Genomic DNA, 17,383 nt, shown 5'->3' with positions numbered 1-17,383 from the left:
GTTAAAACAATCTCGGGTGAAGCGCGGCTCTAGGTCCACGGCTCCAGTATGATTTTGGGCTCGGCAACTGTGCCTTGGCGCAATTCGGCAAAGGCTGCGGCCCCTTGCGACAGCGGGCGATGCTGGCACCAGTCCAGCGCGCCAAGCCGCCCGTCAAAGATGGCAGCAGCCGTATCGCGGAAATCCTGTGCGGTATAGGTGTATGTCCCGATAAAGCTGATCTCTTGCAAGGTCATGCGCCGCACGTCCAAGCCGCCGGTATCCTCGCCCAGACCCACATGCGCGATCACACCGCCCGGTGCCGCCAAAGCCGAGGCAGCAGCGCGGGTCGCGGCATAGCCAACCGCGTCAATCACGATGGCAAACTGCCCCTGCCCTTCGGCAACAGCCGTCTCGCCCAGAGCGCTCAGAAAAGCACGGCGGCCTGCGTTCGGCTCGACAATCGTGATGTCCTCTACGCCCATTGCCCGCAGAGCCAGCGCGGCAGCAAGGCCAATCGCCCCACCGCCCAAGACCAGCGCAGCCCGCGGATCAGCGGCATGTACCGCGCCCAGCGCCAGTTTGACCGCATGCCAGCTCACCGCCAGAGGTTCGGCCAAGGCCGCTTTGGCCAGCGGTATATCATCGGGCACCGTCACAAGGTTGCGCTCGGGCATGGTGATGTATTGCGCAAACGCGCCTTCACGCGGCGGCATCGAGATGATCTGGCGATCAGGGCACAGGTTCTCGCGCCCTGTCCGGCAGGCATGGCAGGTGCCACATTCCACCAGCGGGTTCACAGTCACACGGCGGCCGCCCATCGCGCCGCCTTCAATAACGCCTGCGGCCTCATGCCCAAGGATCAGCGGCGCGGGGCGGCGTGCGTCATGGCCCAGATAGGCGTGCATGTCAGAGCCGCAGATGCCCACGGCCTCGACCCGTATCAGATGGGTGCCGTCTTCCGCCACGGGGTCGGGCACATCACGAAATCCCAGCGTCTCGACGCCGTCATAAACCAGTGCCTTCATTTTGCAGTAAATCCTCCATCCACCATCAGCACCTGCCCCGTGACATAGGCGCTGGCGTCAGAGCATAGGAACAAGAGCGGGCCGTCAATGTCTTCCATGCGCCCGTTACGCCCCGCGCAGGTTTGCGCGGCATTGCGTGCGGCCCGTTCGGGGTCGTCGAACACGGCTGCGGTAAGCTCGGTCGGGAAGAACCCCGGCCCGATGGCATTGGCGGTGATACCGTCACGGGACCATGCCTCGGCCATGGCGCGGGTCAGCTGGCCAATGCCTGCCTTGCTGGCGCCATAAGCAATTCCGCCCGGAAAGGCGCGGGTTGTCTGTAGCGAAGCAAAACTCACGATCCGCCCCCAGCCTTTGGCCCGCATCGCGGGCACCATGGCGCGGCTGATGAAGAATGGCGCCGTGAGGTTCAGCGCAAGCGTGGTGTCCCAGCCCTGTCCCGTCACATCATCCGCCGCTTCGCGGGTGTTGATGCCCGCACAATGCACGACAATATCGGGCGCACCGTAAGGCGCGCTGATGTCGGCCACCAATTGCGTAATGCTGTCACGGTCTGCGATGTCGGCCACGACAAACGCCCCGCCTGTCTCGGCGGCCAAACTCTCTAACGGCTCCTGACGCCGTGCCACGCCCACAACCTGCGCCCCTGCCGCAGCCAAGGCAACCGCGGCACGCCGCCCAAGGCCAGCGCTGGCCCCCGTGACGCAAGCCACGCGGCCTGTCAGATCGAACAGATCAGCCATCGGCTGACAGATCAAAGTTCTCATCGGGGAAGTATTTGGCAAGGCGCACGTCGGCGGCGCGGGCGTGACCCTCCATCCCTTCAAGGCGTGAAATACGTGCGGTGGCCTCCGCCACTCGTTTCGAAGCATCACGCGTGGTGCGCTGCCAAGTGACGATTTTCATGTACTTATGAACCGACAAGCCGCCCGTGTATCCCGCCGCCCCCGAGGTCGGCAAAACGTGGTTGGTCCCCGAGGCTTTATCGCCATAAGACACGGTCGTCTCTTCACCCAAAAAGAGCGAGCCATAACAGGTCAATCGCTCCAACCACCAATCGGGATCCTCGGCCTGCACGGTCAGATGTTCGGGCGCATAATCATCGGAACAGGCGGCCATTTCCTCGCGGTCTGCGCACAAGATCACCTCGGCGTAATCACGCCACGCGGCGAAGGCGTTCTCGCGGTTTACCTCGGGCAGATCGGCAATCAGGTCAGGCACCATCTCCATCGCCTTCTCGGCCAGTGCGCGGTCATCGGTGACCAGCCAGACGGGCGAGTTATAGCCATGCTCGGCCTGAGAGACCAAATCCACCGCCACGATATGCGCGTCGGCGTCCTTGTCCGCCAAGATCAGGCTGTCTGTCGGGCCTGCGATCATGTCGATGCCCACACGGCCAAAGAGGATCCGCTTGGCCTCGGCGACGAACTGGTTACCGGGGCCTACAAGGATGTTGGCCTTTGGCAGGCCGAACAAGCCGAACGTCATGCTGGCCACGCCCTGCACGCCGCCCATCGCCATAATCTTGTCCGCGCCGCAAATATGCGCCGCATAGACAATCGCGGGGGCCACACCAACACCGTGGCGCGGAGGAGAACAAGCGACGATATGCTTGCAGCCTGCCACTTTGGCGGTGGTGACTGTCATAATCGCGCTGGCAATGTGGCTATAGCGCCCGCCCGGCACATAGCAGCCCGCCGCATCCACAGGGATCGCTCTCTGCCCTGCGATAAACCCCGGCTCGATCTCCATCTCGACATCGGTGAGCGTGGATTTCTGCACTTCGGCAAAGCGTTTTACGTTGTCATGGGCGAACTGGATATCCGCCTTGAGCTTTTCCGGCACCAAGGCGCAGGCCGCCTCGATCTCGCTCTCGGTCAGGATCACGTTGCCCTCGTAGCGGTCAAACTTGGCCGCATATTCCAGCGCTTTTTCGTCGCCGCCCTGCTCAATCTCGTTGAGGATATTTTGCACAATCTCATGGGTTTCGGTCGCGCTCGATTCCGCAGTCAAAGTTGCCTTTTTCAAATATTCACGGGTCATGGGGGCATCCTGATTTGCATTTTATGTCACTGCGGAAAAGCCAGACGCATCGGGCCGCTGCCGCCAAACGCCGCTTCGCGAAACGTGTCTGTCCGCCGGTATCTAAGCTCTTGCGGATTTCAAATGCAAGCGCTTACATAGGCGTGGTGAAAAGTTACGCTCTGGCAAGGTTTTGTGCTTCTTTTTTGACTGCGGCGGGCATGATATGCAGGCAAAATGACAAAAACGCGCAGCAGCAGACCGATTCCCACACTTGACGATGTCGCCAGAAAGGCGGGCGTCTCGACCGCGACGGTATCGCGCTGCATCAACACGCCAGACCGCGTTGTGGAAGCCACGCGGGCCAAAGTGACAAAGGCGATCGAAAGTCTAGGCTATACCCCCAATTTCGGGGCGCGGGTGATGGCGGCAAAGCGCACTTTTACCATCGGCGCGATCGTCCCCACGATGGAAAATTCGATCTTTGCGCGGGGCTTGCAGGCGTTTCAGGAACAATTGCACAGCCACGGCTATACGCTGCTTGTCTCCAGCTCGGCCTATGATCCAAAGATCGAGGAGGAGCAGGTGCGCGCCCTTGTGGCACGCGGTGCGGACGGGCTGATGCTGATCGGCTATGACCGCGACGCCGCGATTTACAAGTATCTCGAGCGGCAATCCGTGCCTGCGCTGATCGCTTGGGCCTATGCTCCGCAAACGCCGCGCCCTGCCATCGGGTTCGACAACCGCGCCGCGATGGCGATGATCGCGGATGCGGTTTTGGCCCAAGGCCACCGTCACATCGCCGTCATCTCGGCCCACGTTAAGGGCAACGATCGCGCGGCAGAGCGGGTGGAAGGCATTCGCGCCAGTTTGCACACCCGCGACCTGCAACCGGAGCATATAATCGAAACCTCCTATGACGTGGACGCAGGTGCCCAAGCGATGACCGAGCTGATGCACAAAACTCCAAGGCCAACGGCTGTGATCTGCGGCAATGACGTATTGGCGGCGGGTGCGCTTAGGGCGGCCCGCGACATGGGGCTTGAGGTGCCGAAAGATGTCTCCCTCACCGGATTTGACGACATGGATCTGGCGCAGGTTGTGACACCCGCCCTCACGACAATGCATGTCCCCCACCGAGAGATGGGTCGCATCGGTGCCGATATGCTGATCGCGATGGTCGAGGGGGCAGCCCCGCCTGCGCCCGTGCAATTGCCGACCACGTTGCAAAGGCGCGCCTCGCTGGGGCCGGCGCCCACACGCACGCCTGTGTAACTGCGCCGCTGGCCCTGCCGCTCACGCACGCTCACCCCGCCACCGGGAAAGAACAGATTGATCTTGCCGCCCGTCAGGGGTTTAGCTTGGGGCGGGCAGTTGGTGTAGACGGCCCGCGCTGAAGGGGACCACCATACATATACTTGTCGCAGGCGCAGGGATCGTCGGCATCTCCACCGCAATCTGGTTGCAACGCGCAGGCCACAGCGTCACCGTTATTGAGCGTACAGGCCCCGCCAGCGGGACAAGCCATGGTAATGCCGGCGTTTTGGCCGCAGGAGCGGTGGTGCCTGTGACCACGCCGGGCCTCGCGCTCAAAGCGCCTGCGATGCTGGCCGACCGCCGCTCGCCTTTGTTTTTGCGCTGGTCCTACCTGCCGCGCCTACTGCCCTTTCTGCGCCACTACTTGCGCCACACCACAGACGCTCATGTGGATGCCTACGCCACCGCCATGTCCGCCCTGCTGCATGACAGTGTCGAGCAGCATCAGGCCCTGAGCGCGGATACCCCCGCCGCCCAATTTGTCACCACAGAAGATTATTGTTTGGGCTACGCCATCCGCGCCGAGTTCGAGGCCGACAGCTATGGCTGGTCCAAACGCGACGCGGCGGGGGGCAGTATGAGGTCGTCTCGGGGCGCGACTATGCCACCTATGACCCGATCTTTGGCGAGACGTTCGACACCGTCGTGCGCTGCAAGAACCATGGCCGCATCAGCGATCCGGGCGCCTATGTCAAAGCGCTCGCCGATCACTTTGTCGCCCAGGGCGGCACGCTGGAAATTGCCGAGATTACCGATGTACAGATGCGCGACGGCGCGATCCACGCGCTGATCACCAACGACGGGCCCCGCCGCGCTGACAAAATCGTCTTTGCCATGGGGCCGTGGTCGCGCAAAATCGCCCACAAACTAGGCGTCAAAGTCCCGTTCGAAAGCGAACGCGGCTACCATATCGAGCTGACAAACCCTACGGCCATGCCCCGCGCCCCGATGATGGTTGCCTCTGGCAAATTTGTGCTGACGCCGATGCAGGGCCGCATCCGTGCAGCGGGCGTGATCGAGTTAGGCGGGCTGGAGGCGCCTGCCTCAAGGGCGCCCTTGGATATGCTGCGCGCCCGCGTGGCCGAACTGCTGCCCGATGTGCAATATGACGAGGTCATCGAGTGGATGGGCCACCGCCCTGCCCCCGCCGATAGCCTGCCGCTGATTGGTGCAAATGGCACTGGCGGTCTCAGCTATAGTGCCTTTGGCCACCAGCATGTTGGATTGACAGGGGGGCCGAAAACGGGTCGGATGATTGCGGACATGATCAGCGGGGGCAATCCGAACATGGATATGCGCCCCTTTGATCCAGCCAAATACACGTGAAATCACATTGGCAATCAGAGCCATAACATCAGTGATAAGCACATCAAAATGATCACCACACTGGGCCTGACGGCCGCCACCGCCGCGTTGATTGCGGGAAGCGCCATGGCCGACGGCCACGCGGAGAAATGGGACATGCCCATGGCCTATGCGGCCACCAACTTCCACTCTGAACAGGGCGTGATCTTTGCCGACAAAGTGCGCGAATACACAGATGGCGCGATCGACATCACCGTGCATCCGGGCGGCTCGCTCTTTGGCGGCGGCGATATCAAACGTGCCGTGCAGACCGGTCAGGTCAACATCGGTGAGCGTTTCATGTCCGCCCACGCGAACGAGGCACCCCTGCTGGGCTGGGACAACCTGCCCTTCCTCGCCACATCCTATGAGGACAACGCAAAGCTTTGGGCTGTGGCAAAAGACACCGTCAACGCGCAGCTGTCTGACCTGAACATGGTCGCGCTTTATACCTGCCCGTGGCCGGGTCAGGGGTTCTATTTCAACAAGGAAGTCGGCTCCTCCGCCGATACCCAAGGCGTGAAATTCCGCTCCTACAACTCTGCCACTGCCACCTTCGCAGAAGAGCTGGGCATGATCCCCGTTCAGATCGAAGCGGCGGAACTGTCCCAAGCACTGGCGACAGGCGTGGCGTCCGCGTTCATCTCGTCCGGCTCGACAGGATATGACCGCAAGGTGTGGGAGCATCTGAGCCACTATTACAAAGTCAACGCATGGCTGCCGCGCAACTATGTTGTGGCGAACAAGCAAGCCTGGGACGCGCTGGATGCCGACACCCAAGCGGGCGTGATGAAAGCGGCGGATGAAACGGCGGCATCTTGTGCGGCCAAATCGGCCGAGCTGTCGGATTTCTATTTTGACGAGCTGGCCAAAAACGGCATGACCGTGACCGACGCCGCACCCGAGTTTCTGGAAGAGCTGAAAGCCATCGGCGACAAAATGACAGCCGAGTGGCAGGAAACTGCGGGCGCAGACGGCCAGGCCATCCTCGACGCGTTCAAAGCCGCCAACTAAAGACCTTTGGCGCGCCACGCGACAAGCGGGCGCGCCACCCTTCCCAAAGGAATTTCCCACGCGCGACTGGTCACCAGTCCTTGGCCTGCCCCTTTGGGTCTGGCTGTTTGTTTTGCCGTCTGCCTTCGGGGTGCTCTGTTTCTTTGCGCGGCCCTTGCTGGGGCGTGTATTACGCCCCCTTTGGCGCATCCTTGATGGCGTTTACTTCGCCAGCGGCGCGATTGCCGCGTGTTTCATGGTGACGATCCTGCTGTTGATCGTGGCGCAGATGGTCGCCCGCTGGACCGGTGTGGCCCTGCCGGGCACCACGGAATTTGCGGGCTATGCGATGGCCGCCACCTCGTTCTTTGCGCTGTGTCATGCGTTGACCCGTGGGGCGCATATTCGCGTGTCGATCATCCTAAACTGAAACCGCCACACCTCGCGCTGGCTGGACCTGTTTGCCGTGCTTGGTGCGGCTGTGATCGCCACCTATTTCGCGCGCTTCGCGGTCAAGACGAACATCTTTTCCGAAATGCTCAATGACCGCACGCAGGGACAGGACCAAATCCCCGAGTGGGTGGTCACCTTGCTGAGCCTGCCCGCCACACCTGTTGGCGATTGGGGGAGTGCCATGGGAAACGCGTCGTCCAAGCTGGTCTATACACCCGTCTGGATCCCGCAACTGGCCATGTCCATCGGGGCTATCCTATTGGCAGTAGCGCTTTGGGACACGCTTTACCGCACCATTATCACGGGTAAAAACCCCATCGTTTCGGAGGGCGTGGAATGATCGAAGCCTATGCAACCGTTTTCTTCCTGTTTGTCCTGTTCACGCTGCTTGCCTCGTCCATCTGGATCGGCCTTGCGCTGATGGGTGTCGCGTGGGTGGGGCTTGAGCTGTTTACCACCCGCCCCGCAGGGGATGCGATGATCACGACGATCTGGACCTCGTCCAGCAGCTGGACCCTGACCGCGCTGCCTTTGTTCATCTGGATGGGAGAGATCCTCTATCGCACGCGATTGTCCCAAGACATGTTCCGTGGCCTCGCCCCGTGGATGCGTTGGCTACCGGGTGGGTTGCTGCACACCAACATCGCGGGCTGTACGATTTTTGCTGCCGTTTCAGGCTCTTCCGCGGCGACCCTCACAACCGTGGGCAAAATGAGCATCCCCGAACTGCGCAAGCGCGGCTACCCTGAATATATGATCATCGGCACGTTGGCGGGGGCGGCCACGCTGGGCCTGATGATCCCGCCGTCGTTGACGCTCATCGTCTACGGCGTCTCGATTAACGAGAGCATTATCAAGCTGTTCATGGCGGGCATCGTTCCCGGCCTTGTGCTGGCGGGGTTGTTTATAGGCTATATCGCGGTCTGGCACTTCGTCAAACCCGATCAGCGCCCCCCGCCCGAGCCGCATATGCCGTTCTCCACCATGCTGTCGGAGTCGCGCTTTCTGATCCCTGTGCTGATGCTGGTTTTTGCGGTCATCGGGTCGATGTATTTCGGCTGGGCCACCGCAACCGAAGCGGCGGCAGTGGGCGTGCTTGGCTCGCTCATCCTTGCCATGTTCCAAGGGTCCCTGAATTTCAGCACCTTCCTTGAAAGCCTGATGGGGGCCACGCGGACATCGGCGATGATCGCGCTGATCCTGATGGGGGCGGCGTTTTTGTCGCTGTCGATGGGGTTCACGGGCCTGCCCCGTGCGTTGGCTGCATGGATTGACCAGATGAACCTGTCGCCCATCACGCTGATCGCAGCACTCACGGTGTTCTACATCATCCTTGGGATGTTCCTTGACGGGATCAGCTCGGTCGTGCTGACCATGGCGATCGTCGAGCCGATGATCCGTCAGGCGGGCATCGACGTGATATGGTTCGGCATCTTCATCGTGGTGGTGGTCGAGATGGCGCAGGTCACGCCGCCCATCGGGTTCAACCTGTTTGTGCTGCAGGGCATGACCAAACACGAGATCTCCTACATATCCAAGGTCGCCCTGCCCATGGTCGGTCTGATGCTGTTGATGGTCGTGATCCTTGTGGCCTTTCCCGAGATCGCGACGTGGTTGCCCGACAAAATCAGTGCCTCTCAGGTCAGGTGATGCCGCCGCGCGTCACTGTTCTGCAACTCGATACCGATTTCCCTCGCATCGCGGGGGATGTCGGCGCGCCCGAAAGCTATGCCCGCCCGCCCCAGATCATCCGCATCGCTGGCGCCAGCGTGGGCCGCATCGTGACCGACCGCCCAGCAGACATCGACATTGCCCCGTTCGAGGACGCGCTGGCGCGGGCGACAGGCGACATCATCGTGACCTCTTGCGGGTTCTTGTCGTATTGGCAGGCGGATCTTGCCGCATGCACCGACAGACCGTTCATCAGCTCTGCATTGACCGCACTGGACGGATTGCACCACAGCGTGCCGCCCGCACAGATGTGTATTCTGACCTTTGACGCCACGCGTCTGGGTGCGGCGCATCTGGGGCGTCACAGCGCCTATACCAGCAGCATCATCGGCCTGCCACAGGCACACCACCTGCGCCGCGTGATTGAAGGGAATTTACACAAGTTGGACAAGCAGACCGCCACCCGCGAGATCACCGCATTAATGGCCGACACCGTAACACCAGCGCACCGTCAGATCCTTCTGGAATGCACCAACCTGCCGCCCTACCGCGCCGCGATAAAAGCGGCCACAGGTCTGCCCGTCACGGATATTCTAACACGGATCGAGGCCACCTGCCCCGGCAGCATCGCGCCACGTTTTCGTGGCCCGCAGGTCAGTTGATCGGAAACCGCAACAAACACCGCGGCGCGTTGCGCTGGTAGTCGGCCAATGTCGCATCCACGTCGCGGCGGTCGCGCATGGCTTCCATCGCTTTCTTCTTCTCGCCCCATGTGCCGCTCACGTGGCGCTCTAGGATCAGAACCGAAATGCCGACCAGCACGTCTTTTTCGGGCGCGCCCATCAGGCCCGCGCCGTTCAGCGTGATGCCTGTATAGGCCATCATATTGGCACAGCGGATCGCCGCCGCCTCGTCGCCCTCGTATACCCGCTGTGCGGCGTGGGTTTGCGTCGCGACCAGCGCCAGCCCGAGGGCCAAGGCCCGCATCAAAAGACCTTGAACGTCATCGTCGTGAGCGAGCGTTCGATCCCGTCGATGTCCAGCAGGTGATCGTTGATATACACCCCGACGTCCTCGGTTTCAGGGATATACACCTTCATCAACAGGTCAAAATCACCCGAGGTCGAATACAGCTCTGAATGTATCTCGCGCAGGGCAATCGCCTCGGCCACGCGGTAGGTGGAGCCGGGGCGACACCGGATCTGGATAAAAACGCATGTGCTCATTGGGGGCTGCTCCTGTAGATCGCTTTGGATGCAGGCTCTCACGAAGGCCCCTGCACCGCAATCCCCCATCGCCCCTTGGCGCAGCCGCGCACGCTGTTATAAGGACACGAGTTTGTTATTGAGAGGCCCGCCCATGCGCACGGCAACCATCACCCGCACCACCGCCGAGACCGACATCAATGTCGAGATCAACCTCGACGGGACCGGCATATACGACAACAAGACCGGCGTGGGCTTCTTTGACCATATGCTGGACCAGCTGTCGCGCCACGCGCTGATTGATATGACCGTGCGGTGCAGCGGTGATCTGCACATCGACGATCACCACACCGTCGAGGATGTGGGCATCGCATTGGGTCAGGCGTTGACCCAAGCCGTCGGCGACAAACGCGGCATCGTGCGCTACGGGTCCTGCCTGCTGCCGATGGACGACGCGCTGGTGCGTGCCGCACTTGATCTGTCGGCCCGCCCCTATCTGGTGTGGAACGTCGATCTGCCCACCGCCAAGATCGGCACGTTTGATTGCGAACTGGTGCGCGAGTTTTTCCAAGCCTTCGCCACCCACGGCGGCATCACGCTGCATGTGGACCAGCTGCATGGCCTCAACTCCCACCACATCGCCGAGGCGGCCTTCAAAGCGGTTGCGCGTGCCTTGCGCGACGCGCTGGAGCAAGACCCCCGCAAGTCGGACGCGATTCCCTCGACCAAAGGCATGCTTTGAATGCTGACCGCGATTATTGATTACGAGAGCGGGAACCTGCATTCGGCCCACAAAGCGTTTGAACGCATGGCGCGGGAGGCAGACGCAGGCGAGGTGATCGTCACGGCGGATGCCGATGTGGTCGCTGCCGCCGACCGTATTGTGCTGCCCGGTGACGGGGCCTTTCCTGCCTGTATGGCGGCGTTGAAAGGTAAAAGCGGCATCTTTGACGCCATGTGCGAGGCGGTCGAGCAAAAAGGCCGCCCGTTCCTTGGCATCTGTGTCGGCATGCAACTGATGGCGACATGGGGCCGTGAGTATGAGGACACCCGCGGCCTTGATTGGATCGGCGGTGAAGTCACGCGGATCACGCCTGCGGATGCGACGCTCAAGGTGCCGCATATGGGCTGGAACGATCTGGTGCTGGACGCGCCACATGCCGTGTTTGACGGCGTGGCGACGGGCGATCACACCTATTTTGTGCACAGCTATCACATGGCGGTTGCGGACACGGCGCAACGGTTGGCCCACGTCGATTACGCCAGCGATGTCACCGCCGTGATCGGCCGCGACAACATGGTCGGTATGCAGTTCCACCCCGAGAAAAGCCAAGGCACCGGCCTGCGCATGATCTCGAACTTCCTGAAGTGGGCGCCTTGAACAGCGCGGTTGTGACGGGGTGACAAATATCGGGCGCCTGCACGGGGTGCGCGGACGGGATTGAGTTTAAGGGCAAAATAAAGAAAGGCGCAGGTGAGCTGGCACCTGCGCCTTTTATCTTCTGTTCGCGCCTGGGGTTAGTTCACGCGCTTCCACGTTTGCTTTTTGCAGATCGGGCCGACACAACCCGACACTTTGAGCGTGTTGCCGGACATGGACATCTTTGACTTGAAGGTCTTGCCCGTGGAGGGCTGCCAGATCTTGCCGTTTTTGTATTTGCCGCCGCCTGCGGGGACCATGTCCCAGACCAGCTTTTTGCCAAGGTTGGCGGATTTATATTCGCCTGTGCCGTTGAAGGTGCGCGCAATGGTGCCGCAGAGCTTGGCACCGCAGGTGCTTATCTTCACGTGGGCATAGGCGCCGTCGTCCACTTGGGTCTTCCACGTGCCTGTGGCCGGATCGGCGAGTGCCGCCCCTGCGAAAGCACACGCAGCGATGGCTGCTGTCAAAATCATCCTCATTAAGGTTCCTCCCTAGAACTGACGCGTAGCTTGGCCCATTGGCGGGCTGTCAGGCAAGCCTAACGTAGGGTCGCGTTGCACCCGTGCGCATTCCGTGGCACACCGCGCCATAGGCCCACAGCAAGGACAAAACCTATGATCCTCTATCCCGCAATCGACCTCAAAGACGGTAATGCCGTGCGCCTTGTGCACGGCGACATGGACCGCTCGACCGTGTTCAACGATGATCCTGCCGCGCAGGCGCAAGAGTTCGTGGATGCGGGATGTACGTGGCTGCATCTGGTGGATCTCAACGGTGCTTTTGCGGGCGCGCCAGTAAATGCCGCCCCTGTTGAGGCGATCCTGAAGCAGTGCAAGGTGCCTGCGCAGCTTGGCGGTGGCATCCGCGACATGGCCACCATAGAGGCGTGGCTGGACAAAGGCCTTGCCCGTGTGATCCTGGGCACCGTGGCGGTAGAGAACCCCGATCTGGTGCGCGAGGCAGCGCGGGCGTTTCCGGGTCAGGTCGCTGTTGGCATCGACGCACGCAATGGCCGCGTGGCGACCAAAGGCTGGGCCGAAGAGACTGATGTTATGGTCACCGACCTTGCCAAATCATTCGAGGACGCGGGCGTTGCCGCGATCATCTACACCGACATCATGCGCGACGGCGCCATGGGCGGGCCGAACATCGAGGCAACAGCCGATCTGGCCCGCGCCGTAAACATCCCAGTCATCGCTTCGGGGGGCGTGTCATCGCTGGCCGATTTGCAGGCGCTTAAGGCCACAGGCGTGATCGAGGGCGCGATCTCGGGCCGTGCGCTCTATGATGGTGCGATTGATCTGGCAGAGGCTTTGTCCGCGCTCAAGTAATTTTCTTTCTGCTGTCCGCTTTTGTCAGGGCCTCGCAGTCGCGTTCATTGCCCTGCTTTGGGCAAAACGGACGCAGCTTTCGGGCTTGTCGCGCTGGCCTCGCATCAGCGCGACACTTTGGGCACTCGCCCTGACGCTCGCCTTTGCGGCGGCGGTCGTCACGGAGCTGACACGCACCCTGCACGGGCTGCACCCGCTACAGTGATAGCACAGCAACGCTCACCATAACGTCTATTTTCATCGTCGTATTTTACGGGTTCTTCCTTGCCGTGGCCACGTTCTGCCTCGGCGACATCCTTAATCCCGAACCCGCAGGTGCTCTAGGGCATATCGCATTGCCTTTCGTTTCCCTTGCTCCCAAGGCGACAGAGCGCTAGATGGTTGCCATGCTCAAAACCCGTATCATTCCCTGTCTCGATGTCGCCGATGGCCGTGTGGTCAAAGGTGTGAACTTTGTCGGCCTGCGCGATGCAGGCGATCCCGTGGATGCCGCCATCGCCTATGACGCTGCCGGCGCGGACGAGCTTTGCTTTCTTGACATCCACGCCACCCATGAAAACCGCGGTACGATGTTTGACATGGTGCGCCGCACAGCCGAGCATTGCTATATCCCGCTCACCGTGGGGGGGGGCGTGCGCGAAGTGGCCGATGTCCGTGCCCTGCTGCTGGCAGGTGCGGACAAAGTCAGCTTTAACTCCGCCGCTGTCGCCAACCCCGATGTGGTGGCCGAGGCCGCCGATCAGTTCGGCAGCCAATGTATCGTCGCCGCCATCGACGCCAAAACCGTCAGCCCCGGCAAATGGGAGATATTCACCCACGGTGGCCGCAAGCCCACGGGCATCGACGCCGTGGAATTTGCAATCACCATGATGAAAAAGGGCGCAGGTGAAATACTGCTCACCTCCATGGACCGTGACGGTACCAAACAAGGGTTCAACCTGCCCCTGACCCGCGCCATATCGGACGCCGTGAACATGCCGGTGATCGCCTCTGGCGGTGTTGGCAATCTTGATCACCTCGTTGACGGCGTGACGAAGGGCGGCGCATCGGCGGTGTTGGCGGCTTCCATCTTCCACTTCGGCGAATACACCATCGCACAGGCCAAACAACATATGGCCGCCGCGGGCATCCCCATGAGGTTGACATGACAGACGCCAACGCCACGCTTGACGCGCTATACGCCACCATCCTCGCCCGCAAAGAGGCAGACACAACCAGTAGCTGGACCGCCCAATTGCTGGCCAAAGGCCCCGAAAAATGCGCCGAGAAATTCGGCGAAGAAGCCATCGAGGCAATCATCGAAGCCGTCAAAGACGACAAAGCCGCCCTTACATCCGAAGCCGCCGACGTCCTCTATCACCTGCTGGTCATGCTCGCCGCACGCGATGTCCCGCTGGCCGATGTTATGAACATTCTGCGCGCCCGCCAATCCACATCAGGCATCGCGGAAAAAGCAAGCCGCTAACCGCTTTCTTTATTTTGCCCTTAAACTCAATCCCGCACCCTCTCCGAGCGCAGGACGGGATGTAGCGCACAACCGTTTACAGCTTGCTCGAAATCACACCTGTCGCAAACCCGCCCATACGCAGTTCACCGAACAGCCGCTGATACTCGATCTTGGGACAGCGGTTTTGAACCACGTCCAGCCCTCGCTCCTGCGCCACCTGCGCCGCCTGCGCGTGCTGCACGCCGATCTGCATCCAGATCGTGCGCAACCCCTCCAGATGCGCCAACCCGTCATCGACAATCTGCGGCACCGCCTCTGATCGGCGAAAGATGTCCAGCATGTCCACGGGCCCCTCGATCTGGGACAGCTCGCCTACAACGGTCGCCCCGAACAGGCGTTGCCCCGCCAGCTTTGGGTTCACCGGCACGATCTCGAAGTTGCGCAAAGATAGATACCGCGCCACAAAATAGCTGGCCCGCACGGGGTTGTCGGACACGCCTACAATCGCCACCCGTTTGGTGCAGGTCAGGATGTCTTTTAAAAATTTGTCACTGTATTCCATAGCTCACAGCTATAGCCCCCAACAGCGCATAAAAAAACCTCCCCGACGGATCGGGGAGGTGAAAAGTGGGAACAGGGACTAAACCACAAGGCGGACGTTCCAACCCGTCCTTGCATCTTAACACATAGGAGCGTTGCACCGCGATAAAAGCCCCTCATGGCCGAATATCGCGGCAAGGCTGCGTGATCGGCAAAGTCCCGCCCATATGCGGTCCTTAGTCAAAGATATCTTCAACCAGATCAAAGGCTTCTTCGGCAAACTGGCGCAACAGGCTCTTGCGCTTTTTGCGCCGTTTCACCGGCTTGGGGCGCTGCGGCTGCGCATATTTGCGCTGGCTGGACATCACGGGCTGATGCGTCACAGCAGGCTTGGAGACAGGGGCTGCTACAGGCAGCGCCTTGAGCCGGTTCAGCGGCGCACCGCAGGCCCCGCAGCTTAGCGTGTGTTGGCCCGCCTGCATCTGCAGCAGCGCACGGGTGCCGCAATGGCAGCATGTGGCGATCTTGGTTGAATGGGCGATGTCACCGCTCCTTAGTTATGCTCTTTAGTAGCATATAGGCCGATTGCCGCCGCATTTGAGACGTTGAGCGAGCCAAATCCGCCGCCCGCGTCAATCCGTACCAAAGCATCCACAGTTTCACGCGTCTTTTCACGCAGGCCGGGCCCTTCGGCCCCCAACACCAGCGCCACGGCACGGTCACGCTTGCCCGCCACGGCTTCCTCGATGGTCTGCGTGCCCTCGCCGTCCAGCCCCAGCACCAGATAACCCATCTTTTGCAATGCAATGATGCCATCCGCCAGATTGCGGATCCGCAGATACGGCTGCCGCTCCAACGCACCCGAGGCCGTTTTGGCCAGCGCCCCCGTCTCGGGCGCGGAATGATGGCGCGTGCCGATCACCGCAGAGGCGCCCAGCACCTCGGCCGAGCGCAGGATCGCGCCTACGTTATGCGGATCAGTCACACGGTCCAGCATGATCACACGCGGCGCAGCATCGCCGATGCACACATCCTCCATCCGCCCCCAATCCAGCGGCTTGACCTCCAGTACAACCCCCTGATGCACCGAGCCTGCGTCAATCGGAGGGCGGAACTTGCGCGGGTCCACGACTTCGGGCGTAATGCCGCTGGCTGCGACCGCTTCTTCCAGCTTGGCCAGCGCATTGGGTGTGACCATCATGGTGACCTTGGTGCGCGCAGGGTTCATCAGCGCATCCCGCACCGCGTGCAGGCCAAACAACCAAAGCGTCTCGCGTGCGTCCGCTTTTTTGCCCTGTTCTTTTTCGACAACCCACTTCGGTTTCTTCATCTTGGCCCCCTGATTTTGCGCAGCTTGGCCCCTCCTCTACCCCTTTGGGCACCGCAGGCCAAGCCTTGCCCTGCCTGCGCATCACGCGGCCCCGAACACGACAATGCATTTAGACTGATTTAGTGGTTGACGCACAGGACCCCCACAGGTAATCACCGCGCCAGTGGGCGACAGGCCGCAAGGTGTGGCAGGGGACTGTAACTCCCTCGCGGAGACGCACGCCTGGTTCGATTCCAGGGTCGCCCACCACTTGTTTTTTCAAACACTTACGACGTTTTTTGCAAACCCTTACTTTTTAGGGATATTGCGGTGGTCCCAATGTATGGTCCGAACTTCCGTTCTGTGCGTGTACTATTCACTCCTCTTTCCTGACCAGATTTCGAAAGCATTCTACGGTTAGCCTTTTTACGATAGTAAGCTACCATCTCCGCACTCTGACCCGTGACTGCCTGAATTTCTGCATCGCTTGCACCTGCTTCGGCCAGCCGAATAATAGATAGCTTTCGAAGGCCGTGAAGGCTGAACTTTTTTGCGTCGCGACCCAGAGATAGGCGCCACGCGCTGAAGTCCTTCTCAATCGCATGATAGGTCATCGGTTCTGTCAGATTTTTCGAAAGCAGGTGCTGCCCTTCAATCGGCATGTCTTCGACGAACCGACGGAGCGCCTGCGGACAGTAAACCTCGAGCTCCTGTTTGCCTTTCTCGTCTCTGACAATCATCCATTCACCTTTAAACTGATCGCGCCTCATCGCGACAGCCGCCCCTGGCCTTTGCCCTGTTCCCAAGATGAGATTTGCCAAAACCTTTACTCGAAATGGTGCTTCATCCAGCGCCGCAACCACCCATTGGGGCCATGGCTCGAACTCACGCTGTTTCCCGAAGTGCTTGATGCCCTTCGCTGGCTTCTCACTCAAAGGCCAATCAAGCTGCAAAGCTGCGAAATTCCATAGAAGTGATACCGTTTGAAGCAGACGATCTGCCTTCTTGGGGGTATCTGCCAGCGACTGATGGGCAGCACGCAACTCTTGTCTACTGATTGATTTCAGACTTTTCGCGCCATTCTTCTCGAGAATTGACTCCATCGGCGGACGATACGACTTCTTGGTACTCGGGGCGAGATTGTTTTGAATTTGCCTGTCTGATCGCCATGCTTCGATACACTCACTCCAAGTGTATCGACTTTTGACGATCTGCATAGTATGCTGTCCAGCCTCACATGCCCAGTAAAGGCGATCAAGCTCCTGTGGGTCGGTAATCCCCCCATTTTTAATGGGGCTCAGCCGTAGAATTCATGCGGCTA

22 protein-coding genes, 1 tRNA gene and 1 pseudogene are annotated in these 17,383 nt (G+C 60.6%); 14 read left to right on the top strand and 10 right to left on the bottom strand.

Features of this window, described 5'->3' with window-relative positions:
* Nucleotides 1-29: 29 nt before the first annotated feature.
* Genes ABMC88_RS10930 through hisD form a run of 3 tightly spaced genes read right to left on the bottom strand, consistent with a single transcriptional unit; the run spans nt 30 to nt 3,050 of the window.
* Nucleotides 30-1,007 carry a zinc-dependent alcohol dehydrogenase gene (locus ABMC88_RS10930; RefSeq protein WP_349576920.1) on the bottom strand — a complete coding sequence of 326 codons (978 nt, stop codon included), beginning with the start codon at nt 1,005-1,007 and terminating at the stop codon, nt 30-32.
* A complete protein-coding gene (locus tag ABMC88_RS10925; RefSeq protein WP_349576919.1) occupies nt 1,004-1,750 on the bottom strand; it encodes an SDR family NAD(P)-dependent oxidoreductase in 747 nt (248 codons plus the stop codon). Before ABMC88_RS10925 ends, ABMC88_RS10930 begins: the two co-directional genes overlap by 4 nt.
* Entirely contained in the window at nt 1,743-3,050 is a 1,308-nt protein-coding gene (hisD, locus tag ABMC88_RS10920) for a histidinol dehydrogenase (RefSeq protein ID WP_349576918.1), read from the bottom strand. The genes ABMC88_RS10925 and hisD overlap by 8 nt, the downstream gene beginning before the upstream one ends.
* 216 nt (nt 3,051-3,266) lie before the next feature.
* Between hisD and ABMC88_RS10915 the strand changes: the two genes are divergently transcribed.
* From ABMC88_RS10915 to ABMC88_RS10880, 8 genes and pseudogenes are all read left to right on the top strand, one after another.
* On the top strand, nt 3,267-4,304 hold the full coding sequence (locus ABMC88_RS10915) for a LacI family DNA-binding transcriptional regulator (protein WP_349576917.1): 1,038 nt from the start codon (nt 3,267-3,269) through the stop codon (nt 4,302-4,304).
* Nucleotides 4,305-4,491: 187 nt separating this feature from the next.
* Nucleotides 4,492-4,659: pseudogene (locus ABMC88_RS10910) on the top strand (FAD-dependent oxidoreductase); the annotation flags it as partial.
* A 185-nt stretch (nt 4,660-4,844) separates the two neighbouring features.
* The gene (locus tag ABMC88_RS10905; protein ID WP_349576916.1) at nt 4,845-5,672 is read left to right on the top strand and encodes an NAD(P)/FAD-dependent oxidoreductase; all 828 of its coding nucleotides are present in this window, start codon (nt 4,845-4,847) and stop codon (nt 5,670-5,672) included.
* A 48-nt stretch (nt 5,673-5,720) separates the two neighbouring features.
* Nucleotides 5,721-6,704, top strand: coding sequence for a TRAP transporter substrate-binding protein (locus ABMC88_RS10900; protein ID WP_349576915.1), 984 nt, complete (start codon nt 5,721-5,723; stop codon nt 6,702-6,704).
* 154 nt (nt 6,705-6,858) lie between these two features.
* On the top strand, nt 6,859-7,113 hold the full coding sequence (locus ABMC88_RS10895) for a TRAP transporter small permease subunit (protein ID WP_349576914.1): 255 nt from the start codon (nt 6,859-6,861) through the stop codon (nt 7,111-7,113).
* Nucleotides 7,114-7,149: 36 nt separating this feature from the next.
* Entirely contained in the window at nt 7,150-7,476 is a 327-nt protein-coding gene (locus ABMC88_RS10890; RefSeq protein ID WP_349576913.1) for a hypothetical protein, read from the top strand.
* Nucleotides 7,473-8,786, top strand: a complete 1,314-nt coding sequence (locus ABMC88_RS10885) for a TRAP transporter large permease (protein WP_349576912.1) — start codon at nt 7,473-7,475, stop codon at nt 8,784-8,786. The genes ABMC88_RS10890 and ABMC88_RS10885 overlap by 4 nt, the downstream gene beginning before the upstream one ends.
* Nucleotides 8,786-9,469, top strand: coding sequence for an aspartate/glutamate racemase family protein (locus ABMC88_RS10880; RefSeq protein WP_349576911.1), 684 nt, complete (start codon nt 8,786-8,788; stop codon nt 9,467-9,469). Before ABMC88_RS10885 ends, ABMC88_RS10880 begins: the two co-directional genes overlap by 1 nt.
* On the opposite strand, the gene ABMC88_RS10875 is transcribed toward ABMC88_RS10880, so the two are convergent.
* Both ABMC88_RS10875 and ABMC88_RS10870 read right to left on the bottom strand, forming a co-directional pair.
* On the bottom strand, nt 9,462-9,794 hold the full coding sequence (locus tag ABMC88_RS10875; RefSeq protein WP_349576910.1) for a hypothetical protein: 333 nt from the start codon (nt 9,792-9,794) through the stop codon (nt 9,462-9,464). The two genes, ABMC88_RS10880 and ABMC88_RS10875, sit on opposite strands and share 8 nt — an antisense overlap.
* Nucleotides 9,794-10,033, bottom strand: a complete 240-nt coding sequence (locus tag ABMC88_RS10870; RefSeq protein WP_349576909.1) for an Lrp/AsnC family transcriptional regulator — start codon at nt 10,031-10,033, stop codon at nt 9,794-9,796. The genes ABMC88_RS10875 and ABMC88_RS10870 overlap by 1 nt, the downstream gene beginning before the upstream one ends.
* A gap of 133 nt (nt 10,034-10,166) precedes the next feature.
* Here ABMC88_RS10870 and hisB point away from each other — a divergent pair, with 133 nt between their 5' ends.
* Together hisB and hisH are read left to right on the top strand one after the other, a co-directional pair.
* Nucleotides 10,167-10,754, top strand: a complete 588-nt coding sequence (hisB, locus tag ABMC88_RS10865; RefSeq protein WP_349576908.1) for an imidazoleglycerol-phosphate dehydratase HisB — start codon at nt 10,167-10,169, stop codon at nt 10,752-10,754.
* Entirely contained in the window at nt 10,755-11,393 is a 639-nt protein-coding gene (hisH, locus tag ABMC88_RS10860) for an imidazole glycerol phosphate synthase subunit HisH (protein WP_349576907.1), read from the top strand.
* Nucleotides 11,394-11,530: 137 nt separating this feature from the next.
* Here the strand turns inward: hisH and ABMC88_RS10855 are convergent, their stop codons facing one another.
* Nucleotides 11,531-11,914, bottom strand: a complete 384-nt coding sequence (locus ABMC88_RS10855; RefSeq protein ID WP_349576906.1) for a DUF2147 domain-containing protein — start codon at nt 11,912-11,914, stop codon at nt 11,531-11,533.
* A 135-nt stretch (nt 11,915-12,049) separates the two neighbouring features.
* Between ABMC88_RS10855 and hisA the strand changes: the two genes are divergently transcribed.
* The 3 genes from hisA to ABMC88_RS10840 all read left to right on the top strand — a co-directional run bounded on the left by hisA (nt 12,050) and on the right by ABMC88_RS10840 (nt 14,231).
* Nucleotides 12,050-12,766, top strand: a complete 717-nt coding sequence (gene hisA, locus ABMC88_RS10850) for a 1-(5-phosphoribosyl)-5-[(5-phosphoribosylamino)methylideneamino]imidazole-4-carboxamide isomerase (RefSeq protein ID WP_349576905.1) — start codon at nt 12,050-12,052, stop codon at nt 12,764-12,766.
* 386 nt (nt 12,767-13,152) lie between these two features.
* Nucleotides 13,153-13,914 (top strand): imidazole glycerol phosphate synthase subunit HisF, encoded by a 762-nt coding sequence (hisF, locus tag ABMC88_RS10845; RefSeq protein WP_349577143.1) that lies wholly within the window; start codon nt 13,153-13,155, stop codon nt 13,912-13,914.
* Complete coding sequence (locus ABMC88_RS10840; protein WP_349576904.1) at nt 13,911-14,231, top strand: phosphoribosyl-ATP diphosphatase; 321 nt, start codon at nt 13,911-13,913, stop codon at nt 14,229-14,231. The genes hisF and ABMC88_RS10840 overlap by 4 nt, the downstream gene beginning before the upstream one ends.
* Before the next feature lie 76 nt (nt 14,232-14,307).
* Here the strand turns inward: ABMC88_RS10840 and ABMC88_RS10835 are convergent, their stop codons facing one another.
* From ABMC88_RS10835 to rlmB, 3 genes are all read right to left on the bottom strand, one after another.
* Nucleotides 14,308-14,775: a CoA-binding protein gene (locus ABMC88_RS10835; protein ID WP_349576903.1), complete on the bottom strand. Its 468-nt coding sequence runs from the start codon at nt 14,773-14,775 to the stop codon at nt 14,308-14,310.
* A gap of 214 nt (nt 14,776-14,989) precedes the next feature.
* The gene (locus ABMC88_RS10830; protein WP_349576902.1) at nt 14,990-15,235 is read right to left on the bottom strand and encodes a hypothetical protein; all 246 of its coding nucleotides are present in this window, start codon (nt 15,233-15,235) and stop codon (nt 14,990-14,992) included.
* 71 nt (nt 15,236-15,306) lie between these two features.
* On the bottom strand, nt 15,307-16,083 hold the full coding sequence (gene rlmB / locus ABMC88_RS10825) for a 23S rRNA (guanosine(2251)-2'-O)-methyltransferase RlmB (protein WP_349576901.1): 777 nt from the start codon (nt 16,081-16,083) through the stop codon (nt 15,307-15,309).
* A 165-nt stretch (nt 16,084-16,248) separates the two neighbouring features.
* On the opposite strand from rlmB, the gene ABMC88_RS10820 reads away from it, so the two are divergent.
* Nucleotides 16,249-16,332, top strand: a tRNA-Tyr gene (locus tag ABMC88_RS10820).
* A 17-nt stretch (nt 16,333-16,349) separates the two neighbouring features.
* Here the strand turns inward: ABMC88_RS10820 and ABMC88_RS10815 are convergent.
* Nucleotides 16,350-17,279 carry a tyrosine-type recombinase/integrase gene (locus tag ABMC88_RS10815; protein ID WP_349576900.1) on the bottom strand — a complete coding sequence of 310 codons (930 nt, stop codon included), beginning with the start codon at nt 17,277-17,279 and terminating at the stop codon, nt 16,350-16,352.
* Nucleotides 17,280-17,383: the final 104 nt, after the last annotated feature.

It is taken from the genome of Sulfitobacter aquimarinus (assembly GCF_040149565.1).
Lineage (GTDB): Bacteria > Pseudomonadota > Alphaproteobacteria > Rhodobacterales > Rhodobacteraceae > Sulfitobacter > Sulfitobacter aquimarinus.
This window is presented reverse-complemented; position numbering and strand designations above follow the sequence as displayed.